The organism is Enterobacter sp. ZOR0014 (genome assembly GCF_000798855.1).
Lineage (GTDB): Bacteria > Pseudomonadota > Gammaproteobacteria > Enterobacterales > Enterobacteriaceae > Enterobacter > Enterobacter kobei.
Window position 1 is genome coordinate 1 of record NZ_JTLF01000013.1, and the last position, 21,415, is coordinate 21,415.

Annotated in this window: 22 protein-coding genes; 10 read left to right on the forward strand and 12 right to left on the reverse strand. The window is 58.6% G+C overall.

Annotated elements, in window-relative coordinates:
- Window positions 1–63 precede the first annotated feature (63 nt).
- Together mutS and L977_RS00380 are read right to left on the reverse strand one after the other, a co-directional pair.
- On the reverse strand, window positions 64–2,625 hold the full coding sequence (gene mutS / locus L977_RS00375) for a DNA mismatch repair protein MutS (protein WP_047624242.1): 2,562 nt from the start codon (window positions 2,623–2,625) through the stop codon (window positions 64–66).
- Between the two features lie 113 nt (window positions 2,626–2,738).
- Window positions 2,739–2,969 (reverse strand): SymE family type I addiction module toxin, encoded by a 231-nt coding sequence (locus tag L977_RS00380; RefSeq protein WP_014885018.1) that lies wholly within the window; start codon window positions 2,967–2,969, stop codon window positions 2,739–2,741.
- 175 nt (window positions 2,970–3,144) lie between these two features.
- On the opposite strand from L977_RS00380, the gene L977_RS00385 reads away from it, so the two are divergent.
- Window positions 3,145–3,489: a nitrous oxide-stimulated promoter family protein gene (locus tag L977_RS00385; protein ID WP_014885017.1), complete on the forward strand. Its 345-nt coding sequence runs from the start codon at window positions 3,145–3,147 to the stop codon at window positions 3,487–3,489.
- A gap of 5 nt (window positions 3,490–3,494) precedes the next feature.
- Here the strand turns inward: L977_RS00385 and L977_RS00390 are convergent, their stop codons facing one another.
- From L977_RS00390 to hypA, 10 genes are all read right to left on the reverse strand, one after another.
- Window positions 3,495–4,715, reverse strand: coding sequence for an MDR family MFS transporter (locus L977_RS00390; protein ID WP_014885016.1), 1,221 nt, complete (start codon window positions 4,713–4,715; stop codon window positions 3,495–3,497).
- Window positions 4,716–4,731: 16 nt separating this feature from the next.
- Window positions 4,732–5,493 (reverse strand): ABC transporter ATP-binding protein, encoded by a 762-nt coding sequence (locus tag L977_RS00395; RefSeq protein WP_047624248.1) that lies wholly within the window; start codon window positions 5,491–5,493, stop codon window positions 4,732–4,734.
- A complete protein-coding gene (locus tag L977_RS00400) occupies window positions 5,493–6,530 on the reverse strand; it encodes a FecCD family ABC transporter permease (RefSeq protein WP_047624249.1) in 1,038 nt (345 codons plus the stop codon). The genes L977_RS00395 and L977_RS00400 overlap by 1 nt, the downstream gene beginning before the upstream one ends.
- Window positions 6,530–7,528: an ABC transporter substrate-binding protein gene (locus tag L977_RS00405; RefSeq protein ID WP_023331175.1), complete on the reverse strand. Its 999-nt coding sequence runs from the start codon at window positions 7,526–7,528 to the stop codon at window positions 6,530–6,532. The genes L977_RS00400 and L977_RS00405 overlap by 1 nt, the downstream gene beginning before the upstream one ends.
- 154 nt (window positions 7,529–7,682) lie before the next feature.
- Window positions 7,683–9,755, reverse strand: a complete 2,073-nt coding sequence (flhA, locus tag L977_RS00410; protein ID WP_023331174.1) for a formate hydrogenlyase transcriptional activator FlhA — start codon at window positions 9,753–9,755, stop codon at window positions 7,683–7,685.
- A 64-nt stretch (window positions 9,756–9,819) separates the two neighbouring features.
- A complete protein-coding gene (gene hypE, locus L977_RS00415; RefSeq protein ID WP_045134142.1) occupies window positions 9,820–10,830 on the reverse strand; it encodes a hydrogenase expression/formation protein HypE in 1,011 nt (336 codons plus the stop codon).
- Entirely contained in the window at window positions 10,827–11,948 is a 1,122-nt protein-coding gene (gene hypD / locus L977_RS00420; RefSeq protein WP_047624253.1) for a hydrogenase formation protein HypD, read from the reverse strand. Before hypD ends, hypE begins: the two co-directional genes overlap by 4 nt.
- Window positions 11,949–11,951: 3 nt before the next feature.
- On the reverse strand, window positions 11,952–12,224 hold the full coding sequence (locus L977_RS00425) for a HypC/HybG/HupF family hydrogenase formation chaperone (RefSeq protein WP_032635693.1): 273 nt from the start codon (window positions 12,222–12,224) through the stop codon (window positions 11,952–11,954).
- Window positions 12,215–13,078: a hydrogenase nickel incorporation protein HypB gene (gene hypB / locus L977_RS00430; protein ID WP_023331171.1), complete on the reverse strand. Its 864-nt coding sequence runs from the start codon at window positions 13,076–13,078 to the stop codon at window positions 12,215–12,217. Before hypB ends, L977_RS00425 begins: the two co-directional genes overlap by 10 nt.
- Window positions 13,079–13,081: 3 nt before the next feature.
- On the reverse strand, window positions 13,082–13,432 hold the full coding sequence (gene hypA, locus L977_RS00435; protein ID WP_032635694.1) for a hydrogenase maturation nickel metallochaperone HypA: 351 nt from the start codon (window positions 13,430–13,432) through the stop codon (window positions 13,082–13,084).
- A gap of 210 nt (window positions 13,433–13,642) precedes the next feature.
- Between hypA and hycA the strand changes: the two genes are divergently transcribed.
- From hycA to hycI, 9 genes are all read left to right on the forward strand, one after another.
- Window positions 13,643–14,107 carry a formate hydrogenlyase regulator HycA gene (gene hycA / locus L977_RS00440; protein ID WP_014885007.1) on the forward strand — a complete coding sequence of 155 codons (465 nt, stop codon included), beginning with the start codon at window positions 13,643–13,645 and terminating at the stop codon, window positions 14,105–14,107.
- Between the two features lie 73 nt (window positions 14,108–14,180).
- Complete coding sequence (locus L977_RS00445) at window positions 14,181–14,789, forward strand: 4Fe-4S dicluster domain-containing protein (protein ID WP_047027321.1); 609 nt, start codon at window positions 14,181–14,183, stop codon at window positions 14,787–14,789.
- Window positions 14,786–16,600: a formate hydrogenlyase subunit 3 gene (gene hycC / locus L977_RS00450; RefSeq protein WP_047027322.1), complete on the forward strand. Its 1,815-nt coding sequence runs from the start codon at window positions 14,786–14,788 to the stop codon at window positions 16,598–16,600. Before L977_RS00445 ends, hycC begins: the two co-directional genes overlap by 4 nt.
- A 1-nt stretch (window position 16,601) precedes the next feature.
- Window positions 16,602–17,525: a respiratory chain complex I subunit 1 family protein gene (locus L977_RS00455; protein ID WP_023331167.1), complete on the forward strand. Its 924-nt coding sequence runs from the start codon at window positions 16,602–16,604 to the stop codon at window positions 17,523–17,525.
- A gap of 15 nt (window positions 17,526–17,540) precedes the next feature.
- Complete coding sequence (gene hycE, locus L977_RS00460) at window positions 17,541–19,250, forward strand: formate hydrogenlyase subunit HycE (RefSeq protein WP_014885003.1); 1,710 nt, start codon at window positions 17,541–17,543, stop codon at window positions 19,248–19,250.
- A 9-nt stretch (window positions 19,251–19,259) separates the two neighbouring features.
- Complete coding sequence (locus L977_RS00465) at window positions 19,260–19,802, forward strand: formate hydrogenlyase complex iron-sulfur subunit (RefSeq protein ID WP_014885002.1); 543 nt, start codon at window positions 19,260–19,262, stop codon at window positions 19,800–19,802.
- A complete protein-coding gene (locus L977_RS00470; RefSeq protein WP_014885001.1) occupies window positions 19,802–20,569 on the forward strand; it encodes an NADH-quinone oxidoreductase subunit B family protein in 768 nt (255 codons plus the stop codon). Before L977_RS00465 ends, L977_RS00470 begins: the two co-directional genes overlap by 1 nt.
- The gene (locus tag L977_RS00475) at window positions 20,566–20,976 is read left to right on the forward strand and encodes a formate hydrogenlyase maturation HycH family protein (RefSeq protein ID WP_045282205.1); all 411 of its coding nucleotides are present in this window, start codon (window positions 20,566–20,568) and stop codon (window positions 20,974–20,976) included. Before L977_RS00470 ends, L977_RS00475 begins: the two co-directional genes overlap by 4 nt.
- Window positions 20,969–21,415, forward strand: a 447-nt coding sequence (hycI, locus tag L977_RS00480) for a hydrogenase maturation peptidase HycI (protein WP_047624256.1), incomplete at its 3' end; no start/stop codon positions are given. The genes L977_RS00475 and hycI, both read left to right, overlap by 8 nt.

The following is a 21,415-nucleotide window of genomic DNA, read 5'->3' on the forward strand; positions in this document are numbered from 1 at the left end:
CGGCCTACAAAACCCGTAGGCCCGGTAAGCGCAGCGCCACCGGGCAATAAAGATCGCAGAGAACTAAACCAGACTCTTCAACCGATAAATCCACTCCAGCGCCTGACGCGGCGTCAGTGAATCCGGGTCGAGATTCTCAAGTGCTTCCACCGCAGGCGACGTCTCTTCCGCAGGCACCAGCAGCGACATCTGCGTGCCATCAATCTGCGTCGCCGCCGCATTCGGTGACAGGCTTTCCAGCTCACGCAGTTTCTGACGCGCGCGCTTAATTACCTCTTTCGGTACGCCAGCCAGCGCCGCGACGGCCAGGCCATAGCTCTTGCTCGCCGCACCGTCCTGCACCGTGTGCATGAAGGCGATGGTATCGCCGTGTTCCAGCGCATCAAGGTGGACGTTAGCCACTCCTTCCATCTTCTCCGGTAGCTGCGTCAGCTCGAAGTAATGGGTGGCGAACAGCGTCATGGCTTTGATTTTGTTCGCGAGGCTTTCAGCGCAGGCCCATGCCAACGACAGGCCATCGTAGGTTGATGTTCCGCGTCCGACTTCGTCCATCAGCACCAGACTGTGTTCCGTCGCGTTGTGCAGAATGTTAGCCGTTTCGGTCATCTCCACCATAAAGGTTGAGCGACCGCTCGCCAGATCATCTGCCGCCCCGACGCGGGTAAAGATACGGTCGATAGGGCCAATCTCAACGTGTTGCGCCGGGACGTAGCTGCCGATATAGGCGAGCAGCGCAATCAAAGCGGTCTGGCGCATATAGGTACTTTTACCGCCCATGTTTGGCCCGGTAATGATCAGCATTCTTCGCTGCGGCGAGAGGTTCAGCGGGTTGGCGATGAACGGCTCATTCAGTACCTGCTCGACCACCGGGTGACGGCCTTCAGTGATGCGGATACCGGGCTTTTCGGTAAAGGTCGGACAGGTATAGTTCAGCGTTTCCGCGCGTTCAGCCAGGTTCACCAGCACATCCAGTTCCGCCAGCGCGCTGGCGCTAAGCTGCAGATCGGCCAGGTGTGGCATCAGCATGTCAAACAGCTCTTCATACAGCTGTTTTTCCAGCGCCAGTGCTTTACCTTTCGAGGTGAGCACTTTGTCTTCGTACTCTTTCAGCTCGGGAATAATGTAGCGCTCGGCGTTTTTCAACGTCTGACGACGGACGTAGTGAATTGGTGCCAGATGGCTCTGCCCGCGGCTGATCTGAATATAGTAACCGTGTACCGCGTTATACCCCACTTTCAGGGTATCGAGCCCAAGACGCTCGCGCTCGCGGATTTCCAGTTTATCAAGATAATCCGTTGCACCGTCGGCCAGCGCCCGCCATTCGTCCAGCTCCTCGTTGTAGCCAGGGGCAATGACGCCGCCGTCACGCACCAGAACCGGAGGCGCATCGATAATGGCGCGTTCCAGCAGTTCGCGAAGCTCGGTAAACTCGCCCATCGTTTCACGGAGTTTCTGAACCGGAGCGCTGTCAACGTCGCTCAACTGAGCACGCAGTTCCGGTAACTGCTGGAAAGCATGACGCATACGTGCGAGATCGCGTGGGCGCGCGGTGCGCAATGCCAGACGGGCAAGGATACGCTCGAGATCGCCCACCTGGCGCAGAACGGGCTGCAGCTCGGTGTAACGATCCTGCAATGCGGCAATCGTCTGTTGACGGCAGACAAGCGTATTCGTATCGCGAATGGGCATATGCAGCCAGCGTTTCAGCATACGGCTCCCCATCGGCGTCACCGTGCTGTCGAGGACCGACGCGAGGGTATTTTCTATGCCACCCGCCAGGTTCTGCGTGATCTCCAGGTTGCGGCGCGTGGCGGCATCCATGATGATGCTGTCCTGCTGGCGCTCCATGGTGATAGAACGGATATGCGGCAGGGCGGTGCGTTGGGTGTCTTTCACGTATTGCAGCAGGCAACCTGCTGCACACAACCCGCGCGGCGCATTTTCAACGCCAAAACCAATCAAGTCGCGGGTGCCAAACTGCAGATTCAGCTGCTGGCGCGCGGTATCTATTTCGAATTCCCACAGCGGGCGACGGCGTAAACCTCGGCGACCTTCAATCAGCGCCATCTCGGCGAAATCTTCGGCATAGAGCAGCTCAGCCGGGTTGGTGCGCTGCAATTCGGCAGCCATTGTTTCACGGTCAGCGGGTTCACTCAGACGAAAACGCCCGGAGCTGATGTCCAGTGTGGCATAACCAAACCCTTTTCCGTCCTGCCACAGCGCCGCCAGCAGGTTATCCTGGCGCTCCTGAAGCAGGGCTTCATCACTGATGGTACCTGGCGTGACGATGCGCACGACTTTGCGTTCAACCGGCCCCTTCGACGTCGCCGGATCGCCAATCTGTTCGCAAATGGCGACGGATTCTCCCTGATTGACCAGTTTGGCCAGGTAGTTCTCTACCGCATGGTGCGGGATGCCTGCCATCGGGATGGGCTCACCTGCCGATGCGCCACGTTTGGTCAGCGAAATGTCGAGCAACTGCGATGCACGTTTGGCATCGTCATAAAACAGCTCGTAAAAATCGCCCATACGGTAAAACAGCAGGATTTCCGGGTGCTGTGCTTTCAGCTTCAGATACTGCTGCATCATCGGCGTATGTGCGTCGAAATTGTCGATTGTGCTCATGGAGTTATGATGTCCATTTCTTTGAAAAGAAACCGTTTTGAGCGGCTCAGTGGCCGTTAGTTCCTGCTATTGTCGCATGAAAAAAAGCGATGTCGCAGAAAAATGTCGCGGCTTTACGAGGTGCCTTCCGGCATCAACTCGATGACAATTTTGCCATGTTCCACGCCCACCCTGACCTGAGCGTTGGTAGTAAAGCCCGCCTTTTCAAGCCAGTCCCCTTTTAAGCTCAACGCCGCATGTACGCTGTAACGCTTAGGTATCTTCGTTTTTCGATCCTCGTGACGTTTTCTGAAATATCCCACTTTTAAATGGCGGTAGGGTTTGCCAGTCGCGATCTCTTGCATAGAACCTCCAGACAATACGGACAACGGTCACTCCTGATGCCTGTATAAAATACCCGTGATTTTCAGGAGGTGTAGCATTAATGCTGGAATCAGGCTTCAGAAAACGGAATGCAACAACTGAAATTCAGGGTTTAAAAGAGTATTATTGATGCATCTTATTAATCGGTAAGTCGCTATGTCCGGTAAACGCATATCACGAGAAAAAGAGACTATCGCGAAAATGATCGCGTTGTTTGAAAAGCAGTGCCCGCAGGCGTCTCGGGAAGAGGGGCATTATCAGGCGCTGAACGCTTATGCCGATAAGCGCCTGGATAAGTGTGTTTTTGGTGAAGAAAAGCCTGCCTGTAAACAGTGTCCGGTACACTGCTACCAGCCCGCAAAGCGGGAAGAGATGAAGCAGATTATGCGCTGGGCGGGGCCACGCATGTTATGGCGTCATCCTGTCCTGACCGTTCGTCATCTGATTGACGATCGTCGTCCGGTGCCGGAATTACCGGAAAAGTATCGCCCGAAAAAGTGAGCCGTTCAGCTTCGCAGTGGGCGGCAAATTACCTGCAGGGCCAGGGCGCTGCACAACGGGAAGAGGGCCAGCAGCAGCCAGGGGTATATTGCCTGAGCCGAAGGCACCAGCGCGCGATCCAGCAGACTGCCAAACAACAAATTTCCCGCCAGTACCGCCATCCCTCCGGCGGTGGCGAGTGCGCCATAATGCGCCCCCAACGTTGATTCCTCGGCGAACCGCGGAATGAGATCTTTTGCCGAGGGGACCAGCAGCATTTGTCCCAGCGTCAGTAACGTGACAAATAAGACCGACGGCAGCAACCGCAACCAGCCCTCCGGCGGTTCAGTCGCTGCAAACATCGCTACGCTCGCAAAGGCCGTAGAAAGCAGCAAAAAGCCCACCGGCAGGATCCTCACCGCGCCCACGCGGCGGGCAAAGCGTGCCAGCGGCAGCTGTAAGGTAATGATCAGCACGGAGGCGAGCATAAAAAGCGGACCGAGATCTTTCTCGTTACCACCAGATCGCTGGATCTCCACCGGCAGCGCCAGATAAAGCTGGTTGTAGCTTAACAGCCATGAGCTATAGGCAATGATGAAGGCGACGAAGCGAGGCTGGCGGAAGGTTGTCCACCAGGGCTGTATTTTCAGCGTTTGTGAACGGCGGCCAGAAGCAGGAAGGCAGAAGTAGAGCACCACTAACGCAATAATAAAGACTCCTGCACCCGCCAGCGCCACCTGGCGGAAGCCAAGCCCCGTTAACAGGGCGCCAGCAACCGGGCCCAGTACCGCGCCGAGTTCCCCGCAGACTGCAAACAGTGCAAACCACTCCGCCCGGCTTCGTGTCCCTTTCGCCTCACTGTGCGTGCCCGCTTTGGCCAGCAATGCCTCAATCGAAGGGGAAAATAATGCGCCGCCGATGCCCGTCAGACATGCGCCCACAATAATCGGCGAGAGCGATTCCCCGAAGGCCAGCAGCAGATAACCTGAAACACGAACAATACAGCCGCTGAGGATAACCACTTTCGCGCCAAACCGGTCCGAGAGGGCACCACCAACGATAAACATCCCCTGCTGGGAGAAGGTGCGCAGGCCCAGAATCAGCCCGATCAGTCCGCCGGAGAGCAGCATGTCGTCGCGCAGGAATATCGCCAGGAAAGGAACGACGGCGTAAAAGCCAATGTTGAAAACAAACTGGCTACCCAGTAAGACGGGCGGCCAGAGCGTGGCGGCTGGGCGAAGGAGCATTGTGATTTACGCGCCCCTAAACGATAAAGTGGATGTGCTTTTTGCCATGGAACGGCGAGATCTCAATTTTGGTTTTGACCCGGAAAACATCCCACAGCAACGACTCGGATAAGATGTCCTGAGGTGTCCCCGTCGCCACAATTTGCCCCTTCTGCATCACAATCAGCGAGTCGCAGAACATCGAGGCGTGGTTAAGATCGTGGATAGCGACAATGCTGGTGACCGGTAATTCGCTGATCAACTGCATCAGCTGCATCTGATGATGAATGTCCAGGTGGTTGGTCGGTTCGTCCAGCAGGATTTCCGTTGGGGTCTGGGCCAGCGCGCGGGCAATGTGCACCCGCTGGCGCTCTCCGCCGGAGAGGCTCAGCCAGCCCTGGTCGCTTTTATCCAGCATATCCACGCGTTGCAGTGCCGCCGTGACGGTCTCGTCATCGTGCGTGCTCCAGTTGGAAAAAGCGGAGTGGTGCGGAATTCGTCCAAGTTTCACCACGTCGCGAACGCGCATGTTGGCGTCGGTTATCCCGTGCTGCTCAACGAACGCTACCCGGCGGGCAAGCTGCTTTTTGGCGATGCGGGAGATGTCCTGCCCGTCCAGCGTCACGCGGCCCGCATCCGGGCGACGCAGTCCCGCGAGGATACGCAAAAGAGACGATTTTCCGCAGCCGTTTGGGCCCAGCAGGCCGACGGTTTCCCCCCGGGAGACCTTCAGCGAGACGTCATTGACGATCGCCTTTTTGCCGACCTTCCAGGTAATATTTTCAGCGCAGATACTCATCACTTATTCCTTGAACGGTAAATAATCACGGCAAAGAAGGGAACGCCCACCAGTGCGGTCACTACGCCGACGGGCAGGCTTTGCGGCGCAATCAGCATGCGTGAGGCAATGTCTGCCAGCACCATCAGGATCGCCCCGGCCAGCGTGCTGGCAATGAGCAGCGTGCGATGCAAAGGTCCGAACAGGAAACGCATGACGTGCGGAACCACCAGCCCCACAAAGCCGATGGAGCCTGCCATACTGACGATGGTCGCGGTAATCAGTGCGGTCGTGATAAATAACGCCAGGCGTACCCAGGGAACGGCAATCCCCAGCGATGCGGCAGCGTCGTCACCGAACGTAAAGGCATCCAGCGCCCGGGAATAGAAGAGGCAAACGGCTAACCCCAGCAGGACCACCACCAGTACCAGCTGGAATTCCGGCCAGCGTACGCCGCTGAAGCTGCCCAGCAGCCAGAACATGACATCTCGCGCCTGCTGTGCGCTGGCTGACGTGCTGATGGTGTAGGCGGTAATGGCATTGAACAACTGCGAAGCCGCAACGCCTGCCAGAATAGTGCGTTCATTGCCGCCGCGCGCGCCATTCGTCAGAAAAGCGACAAATGCAAAGGCGGCGAAGGCACCCGCGAAGGCCCCTGCTGAGAGCGAAACGGCTCCCGTTCCCACACCCAGCACCACGACGGAAACCGCCCCGGTTGAGGCCCCCGCAGACACGCCGAGAACATAGGGTTCCGCCAGCGCGTTCTTCAACAGACTTTGCAGGACGGCACCGCAGATGGCTAGCCCGGCGCCACAGCAGGCAGCAACCAGCGCACGGCTCAGACGAAAGTCCCAGATAACGCTCTCATAGATGCGGTTGAGCGGAACCTCGGTGAGCCCCATTTTATTGCTGATAGCATAAAACACGTTATCCAGCGGGATGGACAGTTCACCGACGCTGACGCCAAGGGCGATGACCAGAAACAACAGTACAATGGCAAGCAGAGCAGACGTGGTCAGGAACAGGCCCTGGCGGGCCTGAAGTACAGCGGCTGTCATCAGTTCAGCCCCAGTTTTCTGAGCTGTTCACCCACCTGTTCAGCACCGTAAATTGTACGAATCGTTGGGTTCATCGCCTGGCCGTCCATCACCACGATATGGCCTTTTTTGACGGCATCAAGCTGGCTGACGGCAGGATCGTTTTTCAGGAATTTGATTTTTTCTTCCGCGTTATCCAACGCCCAGCGGTTACGGTCCAGACTGGAGACCACAATCACATCCGGATTAGCGGCAATAATGCTTTCCCAGCCCACGGTTGGCCATTCGGTTTCAGATGTAATGGCGTTGTGCCCGCCCAGCACGTTGGCAATAAATCCGGAGGCGCTGTTTTTACCGCCGACGTAAGCATCAGCCGAAGGAGAGGAGCTTGAGAACCAGAAAACAAAGGAGAGGTCCTTTTTGTTTTTACCAAACTCCTGGCGCAGGTCAGCCTCACGTTTTTTGAAATCGGCAATGACGGCCTGGCCGCGATCTTCCACGTTAAAGATTTTGGCAAAATCCTCAATCTCCTTATAGAGATAGGTCATGTCCCACAGCTTCTGGCGGCTGCCGTACATATCTCCTGTGGCTTTTTTGGTCGCGCACATGCCCGGTGAGACGTAGCTATTCACACCGACGGTCGCCAAATCTTCACGTTTTGCGACCTTACTCTCAGGCCCAAGTAACAGAGGAAGCTGGGCAGGTACAAAATCAGGATTTTGCGCAAGGATAGATTCAAGCGTAGGGATTTCTACCGTCAGGGTTTTGATTTTTGCGTTCTGTTCAGCCAGCTGCGGCAGCACTTTGGTCGGCCAGAAGGCGCTGGCCTTCACCTTATCCTGCAGGCCGAGCAGGAGCAAAATTTCGACGGTATTCTGACCCAGGGCCACGACGCGTTCCGGCGCTTTGGTGAAGGTCTCTTTATAACCACAGTTTTCAATGGTCAGAGGATATGTGGTTGCCAGAGCAGAACTGACCGACGCAATCGCCAGGCCCAACGCGCAGATGACCTTTTTCATTAAACGCTACCCTTCATTAAAATTATTTTTTGATGCAAATGAAACGCATTATTAAGGCGGAATTTTATACAGAGGAAACGATTTTGTGTCAATGAGGGACAATTGCGCAGGGTGACAAAAGGCGGTGCCAGAATAACACCGCCAGATTGCGGACTTACAGCAGGTTCTCTTTATCAATCCCGAGGCGCTTCATCCGCGACAGCAGGGTCGTGCGTTTTAAGCCTAAACGCTGGGCTGCCCCTTTCGGGCCGGCAACCACGCCGTTCGTCTCTTTCAGCACGCGCATAATGAGCTGATATTCATCTTCTCCCTCTTTTGCGATCTCGGCTGCGGTCACGGTCGTTTCAGGCAGAGAAACCTCCGGCAGGGAGAGTTGCAGCACATTGCCACGCGTGAGCAGCACCGCACGCTCAATGACGTTTTCCAGTTCGCGGACGTTACCCGGCCACTCCATCGACGAGAGGGTGCGTAGCGTTTCGGCAGGAATACTGTCGATATTTCGCCCCATTCGGCGGGCGATCTTCGCGGTAAAGGCTTTTACCAGTAGGGGGATATCTTCCGGACGTTCGCGCAGCGGGGGCAGGCAGATCGGGAAGACGTTCAGGCGATAGTAGAGATCGCTTCTGAATTCGCGGTCGGCGACCATTTTTTTCAGGTCGCGGTTGGTGGCGGCAATCAGCCGCACGTCAGTCTGGATAAGCTTGTTGCTGCCAAGGCGCTCAAACTCCTGCTCCTGCAAGACGCGCAGCAGTTTAGGCTGCAACTCCAGCGGCATATCGCCCACTTCGTCGAGGAACAGCGAGCTTTTATCGGCCAGTTCAAAACGCCCCAGGCGCTGGCTGCTGGCCCCGGTAAATGCGCCGCGCTCGTGGCCGAAGAGGTCACTTTCCAGCAGGCCCGCAGGCATCGCCGCGCAGTTCATCTTCACCATCCGGCGGCTGTTGCGATTGCTCAGGTTGTGGATGGCTCTGGCAATCAGCTCTTTACCCGTGCCGGTTTCACCCAAAATCAGCACCGTGCTGTCGCTCTGCGCCACCATTTCCACCTGCTTGAGGACGCTGTACATCGCATCGCTGCGCCCGATGATTTCGCCAAACTCGCTGTCCACATTATTAAGCTGCTCGGTCAGGGCCAGGTTCTCGTCCACCAGCCGCTCTTTCAGGCGATGGATCTCCTGATAGGCGAGGGCGTTATCCAGCGCGATGGAGATACGCTCGGCAATCTGACGCAGCAGCTTCAGGTTGGCGGTGGTAAACACGGCTTCATCACACTGCGCCAGTTTCAGCACGCCAAGCATGGTGTTGCCGGACATCAGCGGTAGCAGGCACAGGGTCTGGATCTTATTGCCCCAGGTGTTAAACAGCATTCGCTCATACGGCGCCACCGGATCCTGTTCGCTCAGGTTAAGCAGGAGGATCTCTTTGCTTTTGAATACTCGTTCAGAAAGGGTGCCCGCTTCATCCACTTCACTTTGCTCATGCGCCGGGTTGGCTTCATCGAGATAGTGCGTGGAATAGATATTCAGCTTGCCCTTGCGATGCCCCCGCAGCGCAATACTGATAGCGTCGATTTTGAAATAGTGGTGGATCTCTTTTGAGACTTCGCTGACCAACTCATCCATATCGAGACGTGACAGCACGGCGTTAGTGATTGCCACCAGGATGCGGAAGTTATCGCGCTCGCGGCTCAGCAGGTCGTAATCCACGTTATTGGTGACGCGACTTTGGATCTGCTCTGCCACCACGGCCACAATCTGGGTAAAGGTGTGCAGACGCTCGTACTCCGCTTCGCTCCAGGGCCGGTCGGTCGTGCGGATGAACTCGCAGCCGCCAAAGATATGGCCCTCCGCCGCCAGCGGCAGCATGCTGTAGTGGCCAAAAGGCTGATAGAGGTTGCTCCCGGCAAGCCGCGGCCACGCCATCCTGAACTCCTCAAAATTGCAGTGCAGGGCTTCCGGACGGGAGAGAATGCGGCGCACCGGACCATGCGCCAGATACGTTTCATCTTCGTATTCAAACGTTTTGCCATTATCACGCGTTGAGTAGTAGCTCGCGCGTTGCGTTCCGCTATGCCAGAGCACAATTGCGGCGCTGTCTGCCAGGGCTGATTGCCTGACCAGTCGCGTCAAAGCATCGCTTAGCGCGCTGAGATCGGGCTGCTGTAAAAGTGTGCGCGTGATATCAAACAGGCCCTGCTGTCCAAGATCGCTCATCGGTGTATACGGCATTATTGCTTTCCAATTGAAACTGGCAGAAAAGAGACATTCAGTGCTGAACGCTTATGGCGCGGTTCTAGCAAATTCGGGGTAACGGTTCAGCGTGCGGCAGATCCAGTGTGCGCTTCACGCCGTAAAGCCCGGTCAGGCGCACCCCTCTGCGCTCAACCACTTCCCCAATGATGGCGGCATCTTTCCCTAATGGATGCGACCGCAGCCCGGCCAGGACAGATTCCGCCGCTGCGCGTTCAACGCCGATCACCAGCTTGCCTTCGTTCGCAAAGTTGAGGGGATCAAGCCCTAGCAGCTCGCACAGCCCGCGTACGGCGGGTTTGACAGGCAGACCACGCTCGGTCAGTTCAATCCCGCACCCGCAGCTTACGGCGAACTCGTGGACGACGGCATTCACGCCGCCACGGGTGGCGTCGCGCAGGGCTTTCACACCAGGAATGGCGCGCAGCGTCTGAATAAGCGGGGTAAGCACCGCACAGTCGCTACGCAGTTCGCCGTCCAGCCCTAACCCTTCGCGCAGATTAAGAATCGTCGCGCCATGGCATCCCAGCGTGCCGCTCACCAGCAGAACGTCGCCCACGCTAAGTTGCTGTGCGCCCCAGTGGATGTCGGCGGGGATCGCGCCCATCCCGGCGGTGTTGATAAACAGTTTGTCGGCGGCGCCGCGCTGAACCACTTTGGTATCGCCGGTGACGACAGCGATCCCCGCCTCGCGCGCCGTCTGTGCCATGCTGTTGACCACCGCCGTGAGCGTCTCCATCGGCAGCCCCTCTTCAAGGATAAACCCGCAGGAGAGGTAGCGTGGAATGGCGCCGCTGACGGCAACATCGTTGGCTGTGCCGCAGATGGCGAGCTTGCCGATATCACCGCCCGGGAAAAACAGCGGGTCAATGACGTAGCTGTCGGTGGAGAACGCCAGCCTGTCGCCCTGGGCCGTGAGTGTCGAGAGCGCGATGCGCGCCTGGTCTTCCTGCTCGGCGAGCCAGGGGTTGTTAAAAGCCTCCATAAACAGCCGGTTAATCAACTGCTGCATCGCCTGTCCACCGCTTCCGTGCGCCATTTCCACCGTGTTCATGCTTCACACTCCTGGTTGCGATATTGATACCACGCGGCGCATGCCCCTTCGGAGGAGACCATCAGCGCGCCAAACGCGGTTTGCGGGTTACAGGTGTTGCCAAATAACGGGCATTGATGAGGTTTACACTTACCGGTGAGCACGTCGCCACAGCGAGAACGGGGATCGTCGCACACCTGCTGCGGCTGCGGGCGGAAATGTGTTTCTGCATCAAACGCGCGATAGGCTGGCGTGAGGCGCACGCCGGATTCGGCAATCAGCCCCAGACCGCGCCACTCGCTGTCGCCTTCAACGCTAAACACGTCGGCAATGGCCTGCTGGGCCCGTTCATTTCCCGCATCGGGCACCACGCGGCGGTACTGGTTTTCGACCGCACTCAGGGCCGCTATTTTCTGCTCAACCAGCATGGTCACACCTTGCAGTAGATCAAGTGGCTCGAAACCAGCGACCACTAACGGACGATTGTACTGTTCAGAGATGAAACCGTAGGCGTCTGTGCCAATCACCATGCTGACGTGTCCCGGCGCCAGAAAGGCGTCGATACCGTTATCCGGCTCCTCCAGCAGGCTGCGCAGCGTGGGAATGAGCGTGATGTGCTGACAGAAAAAGAAAAAATTAGTGACGTTGCGGGCTTTGGCCTGCTGCAGCGTAATGGCCGTCGCGGGCATAGTGGTTTCAAAACCCAGCCCAAAAAAGACGACGTTGCGCTCAGGGTTAACCCTCGCCAGCGTCAGGGCATCCATTGGCGAGTAGACGATCCGCACGTCCGCACCGCGCGCTTTCGCCTGCAGCAGCGAGCCATTTTTCCCCGGCACGCGCATCGCATCGCCAAAGGTACAGAAAATGACGTCAGGCTGGCTGGCAATTTCAATACAGCTGTCGATGCGGCCCATTGGTAACACGCAGACCGGGCAGCCGGGGCCGTGGATAAACTCGATGTTATCTGGCAGTAGCTGGTCGAGGCCAAATTTGAAGATGGCGTGCGTGTGTCCGCCGCACACCTCCATGATCCGCAGCGGCCTTTCTTTCGTGTTGTTCAGCAGCGCCGCCCGTGTTTTCAGGTGCCCGATAAGCTGCAGTACCTGTTCTGGCGCGCGGTATTCATCAACGTAACGCATGTGCTACCGCTCCTCGCCGTACAGCAGGGCGCCCACGTCAGGCTCCACGTCAAACATGTTTTGCAGCGCATCCAGCGTGTCGCGGGCTTCCGCTTCGTTAATCACGCTCATTGCAAAGCCCACATGGACCAGCACCCACTGGCCGAGACGTGACGCGCCGGTTTCATCGGTACAGCCCACCAGCGTCAGATCCACATCGCGCAATATACCGCAGACCTCCACCCTGGCCTGGTTACCGTCGATTGCCTGAATTTGTCCGGGTACGCCTATGCACATCGTTCGCTCTCCAGCCAGTTTAGCCATGCGTCCATGCCGTCGCCGCGCGTGGCGGAGACCAGCACGATCGCAATCTCCGGATTCACTTCGCGGGCATACGCCAGGCATTTCTCCACGTCGAAATTCAGGTACGGCAGCAGGTCGACTTTGTTCAGCAACATCAGGGAGGCGGCGGCAAACATATGCGGGTACTTCAGCGGCTTGTCTTCCCCTTCGGTGACGGAGAGCACCGCGACTTTGTGGCGCTCGCCGAGGTCAAAGCTCGCCGGGCACACGAGGTTACCGACGTTTTCAATAAACAGGATGCCGCTCTCTTCAAGCGGCAAACGCGGTGCGGCATCAGCAATCATCTGCGCATCCAGATGGCAGCCTTTGCCCGTGTTGACCTGAATCGCCGGGGTGCCGGTTTCACGAATGCGCGCGGCATCGTTTACGGTCTGCTGATCGCCCTCGATCACCGCGCAAGAGACGCGTTTGTTCAGGCGCTTGAGTGTTTCTGTTAACAGCGTGGTTTTGCCTGAACCCGGGCTGGAGACCAGGTTCAGCACCAGCTGTTTGCGGGCGGCAAAGCGCGCGCGATTGCGGGCCGCGAGCTGGTTATTTTTGTCCAGCACGTTGATCTCGACGTCCAGCATCTGCCGCTGGCTCATGCCCGGCGCATGAGTGCCCGCTTCGCCGTGGCCGTAGTGCAGGTCGCCCGCGTCAGAGCGTTGCGGCGCAAAGGTAATGCCGGTCAGAACTGCCGCAGGACGCGGGGCAGGGGAAAAGGGCGCGGAGCGAAACGCGGAGTGGGGGCGGTGTTCGTCCCCTTCTATATACAGGTTGCCTTCGGCGCAACCGCAGGTACTACACATACATTACTCCTTCTCGATTTCGAGGCGTTGGATCTGCATACCGTCATCCGCCACGATCCGCAGCCCGGTACGCTGGCACTGCGGACAGCGCTGAACCTTTGAGGAGAGCAGCGTGACGTACTGCTGACACTGCTCGCACCAGCACTCCGCCTGCTGCTCGTCGATATGCAGCTCGCAGCCTTCCGCCAGCGTGCCGCGGCATACCAGCTCAAAACAGAAGGTCAGGGCGCTGGTCTCGACGCAGGAAAATGCCCCGATCTTCAGCCAGACGCCGGTGACGCGTTTCGCGTGGTTTTGCACTGCCTGCTGTTCGATAAGTTCAAGCGCTCGCTGGCAGAGGGTGATTTCGTGCATGACGCCTCCTCAATGAATTGCCCCGGTAATGCAATAACAGTGCCAGCCTGTATTTTGTCAGGGCGTGACGATGTCAATGCTGTCGAAATGACACGTCGACACCGCCGCGTTGACAGCAGTTTTGAAATTAAAGGCCAATAAAATCAGTTAATTAAAAACTGGCACGGAATCTGCTTAACAGCCGCTATCTCCATTAACCGGATACCTTTTATGACTATTTGGGAAATCAGCGAAAAAGCGGATTACATCGCGCAGCGCCACCAGCAGCTACAGGAGCAGTGGCACCTCTACTGCAACTCTCTGGTTCAGGGGATCACCCTGTCAAAAGCGCGTCTGCATCATGCGATGAGTTGTGCGGCGCAAGGCGATATGCGCTTTGTCCTCTTCGGCCACTTCACGGTCTTTGTCACCCTGGCAGACAGCTTTAACAGCCACACCATTGAGTACTACGTCGAGAACAAAGAGGGTGAAAAACAGTGTATTGCGCAAGCGCAACTGATGGCTGACGGCATGGTCGATGGCTACGTCAGCAACCGCGATCGCCAGCAGGTGCTTGAACACTATCTGGAGAAAATCGCGCCGGTTTACAACGGGCTTTATCACGCGGTTGAACACGACTTACCGGTCGACCTGAAACAGCTGATCGCCGGAAACCCTTCCGCAAACGTTGCCTGAGAACCGAGTGTCGAAAAGTGTCGAGAAGACAGCTTTTCGTCGTCAAAAATGACCATCACCTGAGGATTGCCCGGTGAACCGTTTTGTAATTGCTGACTCGACGGTCTGTATTGGCTGTCGAACCTGTGAGGCGGCGTGTTCGGAAACTCACCGCCTGCACGGGCTGCAGTCCATGCCGCGCCTTCGCGTCATGCGTAATGAAAAAGAGTCTGCTCCGCAGCTCTGCCACCACTGTGAAGATGCCCCCTGCGCGGGTGTTTGTCCGGTGAATGCCATCACCCGCGTTGATGGCGCGGTCCAGCTGAACGAAAGCCTGTGCGTCAGCTGCAAGCTGTGCGGCATTGCCTGCCCGTTCGGCGCCATTGAATTTTCCGGCAGCCGTCCGCTGCACATTCCGGCCAATGCCAACTCCCCGAAAGCGCCGCCCGCGCCACCGGCTCCGGCACGCGTAAGTACGCTACTGGACTGGGTTCCCGGCATCCGCGCCGTGGCGGTGAAGTGTGACCTGTGCAGCTTTGATGAACAGGGACCGGCCTGCGTGCGGACCTGTCCGACCAAGGCGCTCATTCTGGTTAACATCCGCGATATCGCCCGTACCAGCAAACGCAAGCGCGAGCTGACCATTAATACTGACATCGGCGATCTTTCACTTCTGCAGGCGCTTAACGAGGGGGCGAAATGAACGCGATAGACATGATTAACAGCGCCGTAGCGTACTTTGCGGCCGCCGCCGTGCTGGCGCTGCTCTTCTCTTTCCATAAAATCCTGAGCGGCTGGATAGCCGGTATCGGCGGGGCGCTCGGCAGCCTGATGACGCTCGCGGCAGGCGGTGTCGTTTTGCTGGGGGGGCAATCCACAGAGGCCGTGATGCCGCTGATTCGTCACAGCGTTGAGATTACGCCGCTGAATGCCATCTGGCTGGTGACGTTCGGTCTGTGCGGGCTGTTTGTCAGCCTGTTCAATATCGACTGGCACCGCCACCAGCACACCAGAGCTAATGGTCTGCTGGTAAACCTGCTCATGGCGACGGCGGTCTGCACCGTTATCGCCAGCAATCTTGGCGCGCTGGTGGTGATGGCCGAAATTATGGCCCTGTGCGGCGTGTTCCTGACGGGCTGTAGCGCCTCCGGCAAGCTATGGTTTGCCCTCGGTCGCCTCGGCACGCTGCTGCTGGCGCTGGCCAGCTGGCTGGTGTGGCAACGCTTTGGCACGCTGGATTTCTCTGCGCTCAGCGGCCATCCGCTGGGGAGTGACGTCTGGCTGCTGGGCGTTGTGGGCTTTGGCCTGCTCGCCGGGATCATCCCGCTGCACGGCTGGGTGCCGCAGGCGCATGCCAATGCCTCCGCGCCCGCCGCCGCGCTGTTCTCTGTGGTGGTGATGAAAGTGGGTTTGTTCGGGATTTTGGTACTCACGCTGACCAGCGGGCAACCACCGCTGTGGTGGGGTGTCGTGCTGCTGCTGGCCGGGATGATCACCGCGTTCGTGGGTGGCCTGTACGCGCTGATGGAGCACAACATCCAGCGTTTGCTGGCGTACCACACGCTCGAAAATATCGGCATTATCCTGCTCGGTCTTGGCGCGGGCGTCACCGGTCTGGCGCTGAATCAGCCCGCGTTGATTGCCGCCGGGTTTATCGGTGGTCTGTATCACCTCGTCAACCACAGCCTGTTTAAAAGCACCCTGTTCCTCGGTGCGGGCAGCGTCTGGTTCCGCACCGGTCATCGGGATATCGAAAAGCTCGGCGGCATTGGCAAAAAGATGCCGGTGATTTCCCTGGCGATGCTGGTGGGGCTGATGGCGATGGCCGCGCTGCCGCCACTGAACGGTTTTGCCGGCGAGTGGGTGATCTACCAGTCTTTCTTCGCGCTCGGTCAGAGCGATGCGTTTATCGGCCGTTTGCTGGGGCCGCTGTTGGCGGTCGGCCTGGCGATTACCGGGGCGCTGGCGGTGATGTGTATGGCGAAAGTCTACGGCGTTACCTTCCTTGGCGCACCGCGCACGCGTGAGGCTGAAAATGCCTGCTGTGCACCGGTATTGATGGCCACCAGCGTGGTTGCGCTGACGCTGTGCTGCATCGCGGGTGGGGTTGCCGCGCCGTGGCTGCTGCCGCTGCTCGGAAACGCTATTCCGTTGCCGCTTGAGACGGCACAAACCACCGTTTCCCAACCGATGATAGCCCTGCTGCTGATTGCCTCTCCGCTGCTGCCGTTCGTGCTGATGCTGTTCTTTAAACGCGATCGACTCGCCTCCCGTGCGCGCGGCGCAGCCTGGGCCTGCGGCTACGAACACGAGCGGTCAATGGTCATCACCGCCCACGGTTTCGCCATGCCGGTAAAAGAGAACTTCGCCGCCGTGCTGAAGCTGCGCCACTGGCTCAACCCGCAGGGTTGGGTTCCGGGCTGGCAGAGTGCTGCCGCGCCCGCACTGTTCCGCCGTCTGGCGCTGATTGAGCTGTCGGTGCTGGTGGTCATTGTGATTTCACGAGGAGCCTGACATGAGTCTGTTACTGGCAATTCTTCAGGCGCTGGTGCTGTTTGCCGTTGCGCCGCTGCTCTCGGGCATCACGCGCGTGGCGCGCGCCCGGATGCACAACCGTCGCGGGCCTGGCGTGCTCCAGGAGTACCGCGATCTCTTCAAGCTGCTCTCTCGCCAGAGCGTGGCGCCCGATGCCGCAGGCTGGGTCTTTCGCCTGACGCCGTTTGTGATGGTTGGCGTGATGCTCACCATCGCCACCGCGCTGCCCGTCGTCACGGTGGGCTCACCGCTGCCTGCGCTTGGCGATCTGATCACGCTTATCTACCTCTTCGCCATCGCCCGTTTCTTCTTTGCGATTGCGGGTCTGGACACCGGAAGTCCGTTTACCGGCCTCGGTGCCAGCCGCGAGGCGATGCTGGGTGTGCTGGTTGAGCCGATCCTGCTGCTGGGGCTGTGGGTCGCCGCGCAGGTCGCAGGCTCCACCCATATCAGCTTTATCACCCATACCGTTTATCACTGGCCGGTAAGCCGCTCCATTCCGCTGGTGCTGGCACTCTGCGCCTGCGCGTTCGCCACGTTTATTGAGATGGGCAAACTGCCGTTCGATCTCGCGGAAGCCGAGCAGGAATTACAGGAGGGGCCACTCACCGAATACAGCGGCTACGGCTTTGCGGTACTGAAGTGGGGGATCAGCCTCAAGCAGCTGGTGGTGCTGCAGATGTTTGTCGGCGTCTTCTTCCCGTGGGGGCAGATGACGCACTTTTCCGCGGGCGGCCTGGTGCTGGCCGTCGTGGTTGCTGCGATCAAGCTGCTTATCGGCGTGCTGGTGATTGCGCTGTTCGAGAACAGCATGGCGCGTCTGCGTTTTGTGGCGACCTCGCGCATCACCTGGGCCGGTTTTGGCTTTGCATTTTTAGCGTTCGTCTCCTTGCTGGTGGCGTGATTAAAGAGAGTGTTTATGTCTGAAGAAAAGAAAGGTCAGCAGTATCTCGCCGCGTTGCACCAGGCTTTCCCCGGCGTGGTGCTGGAAGAGTCCTGGCAAACCAAAGACCAGATCACCGTCACCATAAAGGTGAACTACCTGCCGGAGGTGGTGGAGTTTCTTTACTACCAGCAGGGCGGCTGGCTGTCGGTGCTGTTCGGTAACGACGAGCGCCAGCTATGTGGCAATTACGCCGTGTACTACGTGATGTCGATGGAGCAGGGCGAGAAGTGCTGGCTGACCGTGCGCGTCGAAGTCGATCCGAATAAGCCGGAATATCCGTCCGTTACGCCGCGGGTGCCTGCTGCCGTCTGGGGCGAACGAGAAGTGCGCGACATGTACGGCCTGGTGCCGGTCGGCCTGCCGGACGAGCGCCGCCTGGTACTGCCGGACGACTGGCCGGATGAACTCTATCCGCTGCGTAAAGACAGCATGGACTACCGCCAGCGCCCGGCGCCGACCACCGACAGCGAAACCTACGAGTTCATTAACGAGCTGGGCAGTAAAAAGAACAACGTGGTGCCGATTGGCCCGCTGCACGTCACCTCCGACGAACCGGGCCACTTTCGTCTGTTCGTCGACGGCGAAAACATTATCGACGCCGACTACCGCCTGTTCTACGTCCATCGCGGCATGGAAAAGCTGGCGGAAACCCGCATGGGCTACAACGAAGTGACGTTCCTTTCTGACCGCGTGTGCGGCATCTGCGGCTTTGCCCACAGCACCGCTTACACCACGTCGGTAGAAAACGGTATGGGGATCGTGGTGCCGGAACGTGCGCAGATGATCCGCGCCATTCTGCTGGAGGTGGAACGTCTGCACTCGCACCTGCTAAACCTTGGCCTGGCCTGCCACTTCGTCGGTTTTGACTCCGGGTTTATGCAGTTCTTCCGCGTGCGTGAAGCCTCGATGAAGATGGCGGAGATCCTCACCGGGGCACGTAAAACCTACGGGCTGAACCTGATCGGCGGGATCCGCCGCGACCTGCTGAAAGATGACATGATCCAGACCCGTCAGCTGGCGCAGCAGATGCGTCGGGACGTGCAGGAGCTGGTGGATATGCTGCTCAGCACGCCAAACATCGAGCAGCGCACCGTAGGGATTGGCCGTCTTGATCCGGAAATTGCCCGCGACTTCAGCAACGTCGGCCCGATGGTGCGCGCCAGCGGCCACGCCCGCGACACCCGCGCCGATCACCCGTTCGTCGGCTACGGCCTGCTGCCCATGACCGTGCACAGCGAGCAGGGCTGCGACGTCATCTCACGTCTGAAAGTCCGCATCAACGAGGTGTTCACTGCCCTGAACATGATCGACTTTGGCCTCGATAACCTGCCGGGCGGTCCGCTGATGGTAGAGGGCTTCACCTACATCCCGAACCGCTTCGCGCTCGGCTTTGCAGAAGCGCCGCGCGGGGACGATATCCACTGGAGCATGACTGGCGACAACCAGAAGCTCTACCGTTGGCGCTGCCGTGCGGCGACCTACGCCAACTGGCCAACGCTGCGCTACATGCTGCGCGGCAATACGGTCTCCGATGCGCCGCTGATCATCGGTAGCCTCGACCCTTGCTACTCCTGCACCGATCGCATGACCGTGGTGGACGTGCGCAAGAAGAAAAGTCAGGTGGTGCCGTACAAAGAGCTTGAGCGCTACAGCATCGAGCGTAAGAACTCGCCGCTGAAATAAGGACTCGTCATGTTTACCTTTATCAAAAAAGTGATCAAAACCGGCACGCAGACCAGCCGTTATCCGCTGGAGCCGATGCCGGTCGATAAAAACTTTCGCGGCAAGCCGGAGCACAATCCGCAGCAGTGCATCGGCTGCGCGGCCTGCGTCAATGCCTGCCCGTCGAATGCCCTGACGGTGGAAACGGATCTCAAAACCGGCGAACTGGCCTGGCAGTTTAACCTCGGACGCTGCATTTTCTGCGGCCGCTGCGAGGAAGTTTGCCCGACGGTCGCCATTCGCCTGTCGCAGGAGTACGAGCTGGCAGTGTGGAAGAAAGCCGATTTCCTCCAGCAGTCGCGTTTCGCGCTGTGTCACTGCCGCGTCTGCAAGCGTCCGTTCGCCGTGCAAAAAGAGATCGACTACGCCATCGCGCTGCTGCAGCACAACGGTGACGTCCGGGCGGAACATCACCGTGAAAGTTTTGAAACCTGCCCGGAGTGCAAGCGTCAGAAATGCCTGCTGCCGTCCGACCGGATTGATATCACCCGCCATATGAGAGAGGCCAGCTGATGGAACACTTACTCGGCCCGCGCGACGACAATGGCATGCCGGTGCCAATGACGGTGGAGGAATCCATTGCCAGCATGAAGGCGTCGCTGCTGAAAAAAATCAAACGTTCGGCCTACGTCTACCGCGTGGACTGCGGCGGCTGTAACGGCTGCGAGATCGAGATCTTCGCTACGCTGTCGCCGCTGTTTGACGCTGAACGCTTCGGTATCAAAGTGGTGCCGTCTCCGCGCCATGCGGATATTCTGCTGTTTACCGGGGCGGTCACCCGTGCCATGCGCTCGCCCGCGCTGCGTGCCTGGCAGTCTGCGCCAGACCCGAAAATCTGCATCTCCTACGGTGCCTGCGGCAACAGCGGCGGCATCTTCCACGATCTCTACTGCGTCTGGGGCGGCACCGACAAAATCGTACCGGTGGATGTTTACATTCCGGGCTGCCCGCCGACGCCTGCCGCCACGCTGTACGGCTTTGCGATGGCGCTTGGCCTGCTGGAGCAGAAAATCCACGCCCGTGAACCGGGCGAGCTCGACAACCAGCCCGCGATGCTCCTCCATCCGGATATGGTGCAGCCGCTGCGGGTGAAGGTCGACCGTACGGCGCGCAGGCTGGCGGGCTACCGTTATGGTCGTCAGATTGCCGACGATTATCTGCGTTTGCTGAGCCAGGGCGAGCAGCAGGTAGCCCGCTGGCTGGAGGCGGAAAACGATCCGCGTCTGAATGAGATTGTGGCGAACCTGAACAGCATTGTGGACGAGGCGCGTATCCGATGAGTGAAACGGTGGTGTTCAGTCAACTGAGCCGTAAGTTTATTGATGAGAACGATGCCACGCCGGATGCGGCGCAGCAGGTGGTCTATTACAGCCTGGCGATTGGGCATCACCTCGGGGTGATTGACTGTCTGGAGGCCGCGCTGAGCTGCCCCTGGCCTGAGTATCTGGCGTGGATCGCCACGCTGGAGGAGGGCAGCACGGCGCGGCGTAAAATGGAAGGCGTGCCAAAGTACGGTGAGATCGTCATCGATGCCAACCACATTGCGATGCTCGCCAACGCCTTTGATGCGGCGCTGAGCAGGCAATCCGCCGAACAGCAGGCGTGGAGCAAAACGTTGCTCGGCATGCTGCATGATATTCATCAGGAGAGTGCCATCTACCTGATGGTGAGGAGATTACATGACTGACGTTTTATTGTGTGTCGGCAACAGCATGATGGGCGACGACGGCGCGGGCCCGCTGCTGGCAGAGATGTGCGCCGCGAACCCGCAGGGCAACTGGGTGGTGATTGACGGCGGTAGCGCGCCAGAAAATGACGTGGTCGCCATCCGCGAGCTGCGCCCGGAGAGGCTGCTGATTGTCGATGCTACCGATATGGGGCTCAACCCCGGTGAGATCCGACTCATTGACCCGGACGACATTGCCGGGATGTTTATGATGACGACCCACAATATGCCGCTGAATTACCTCGTGGATCAGATCAAGGACGACGTGGGCGAGGTGCTGTTCCTGGGGATTCAGCCGGACATTGTTGGGTTTTATTACCCGATGACGCCACCGGTAAAAGAGGCGGTGGAAGTGGTTTATTCACGGCTTGAAGGGTGGGTTGGGGACGGGGGGTTTTCT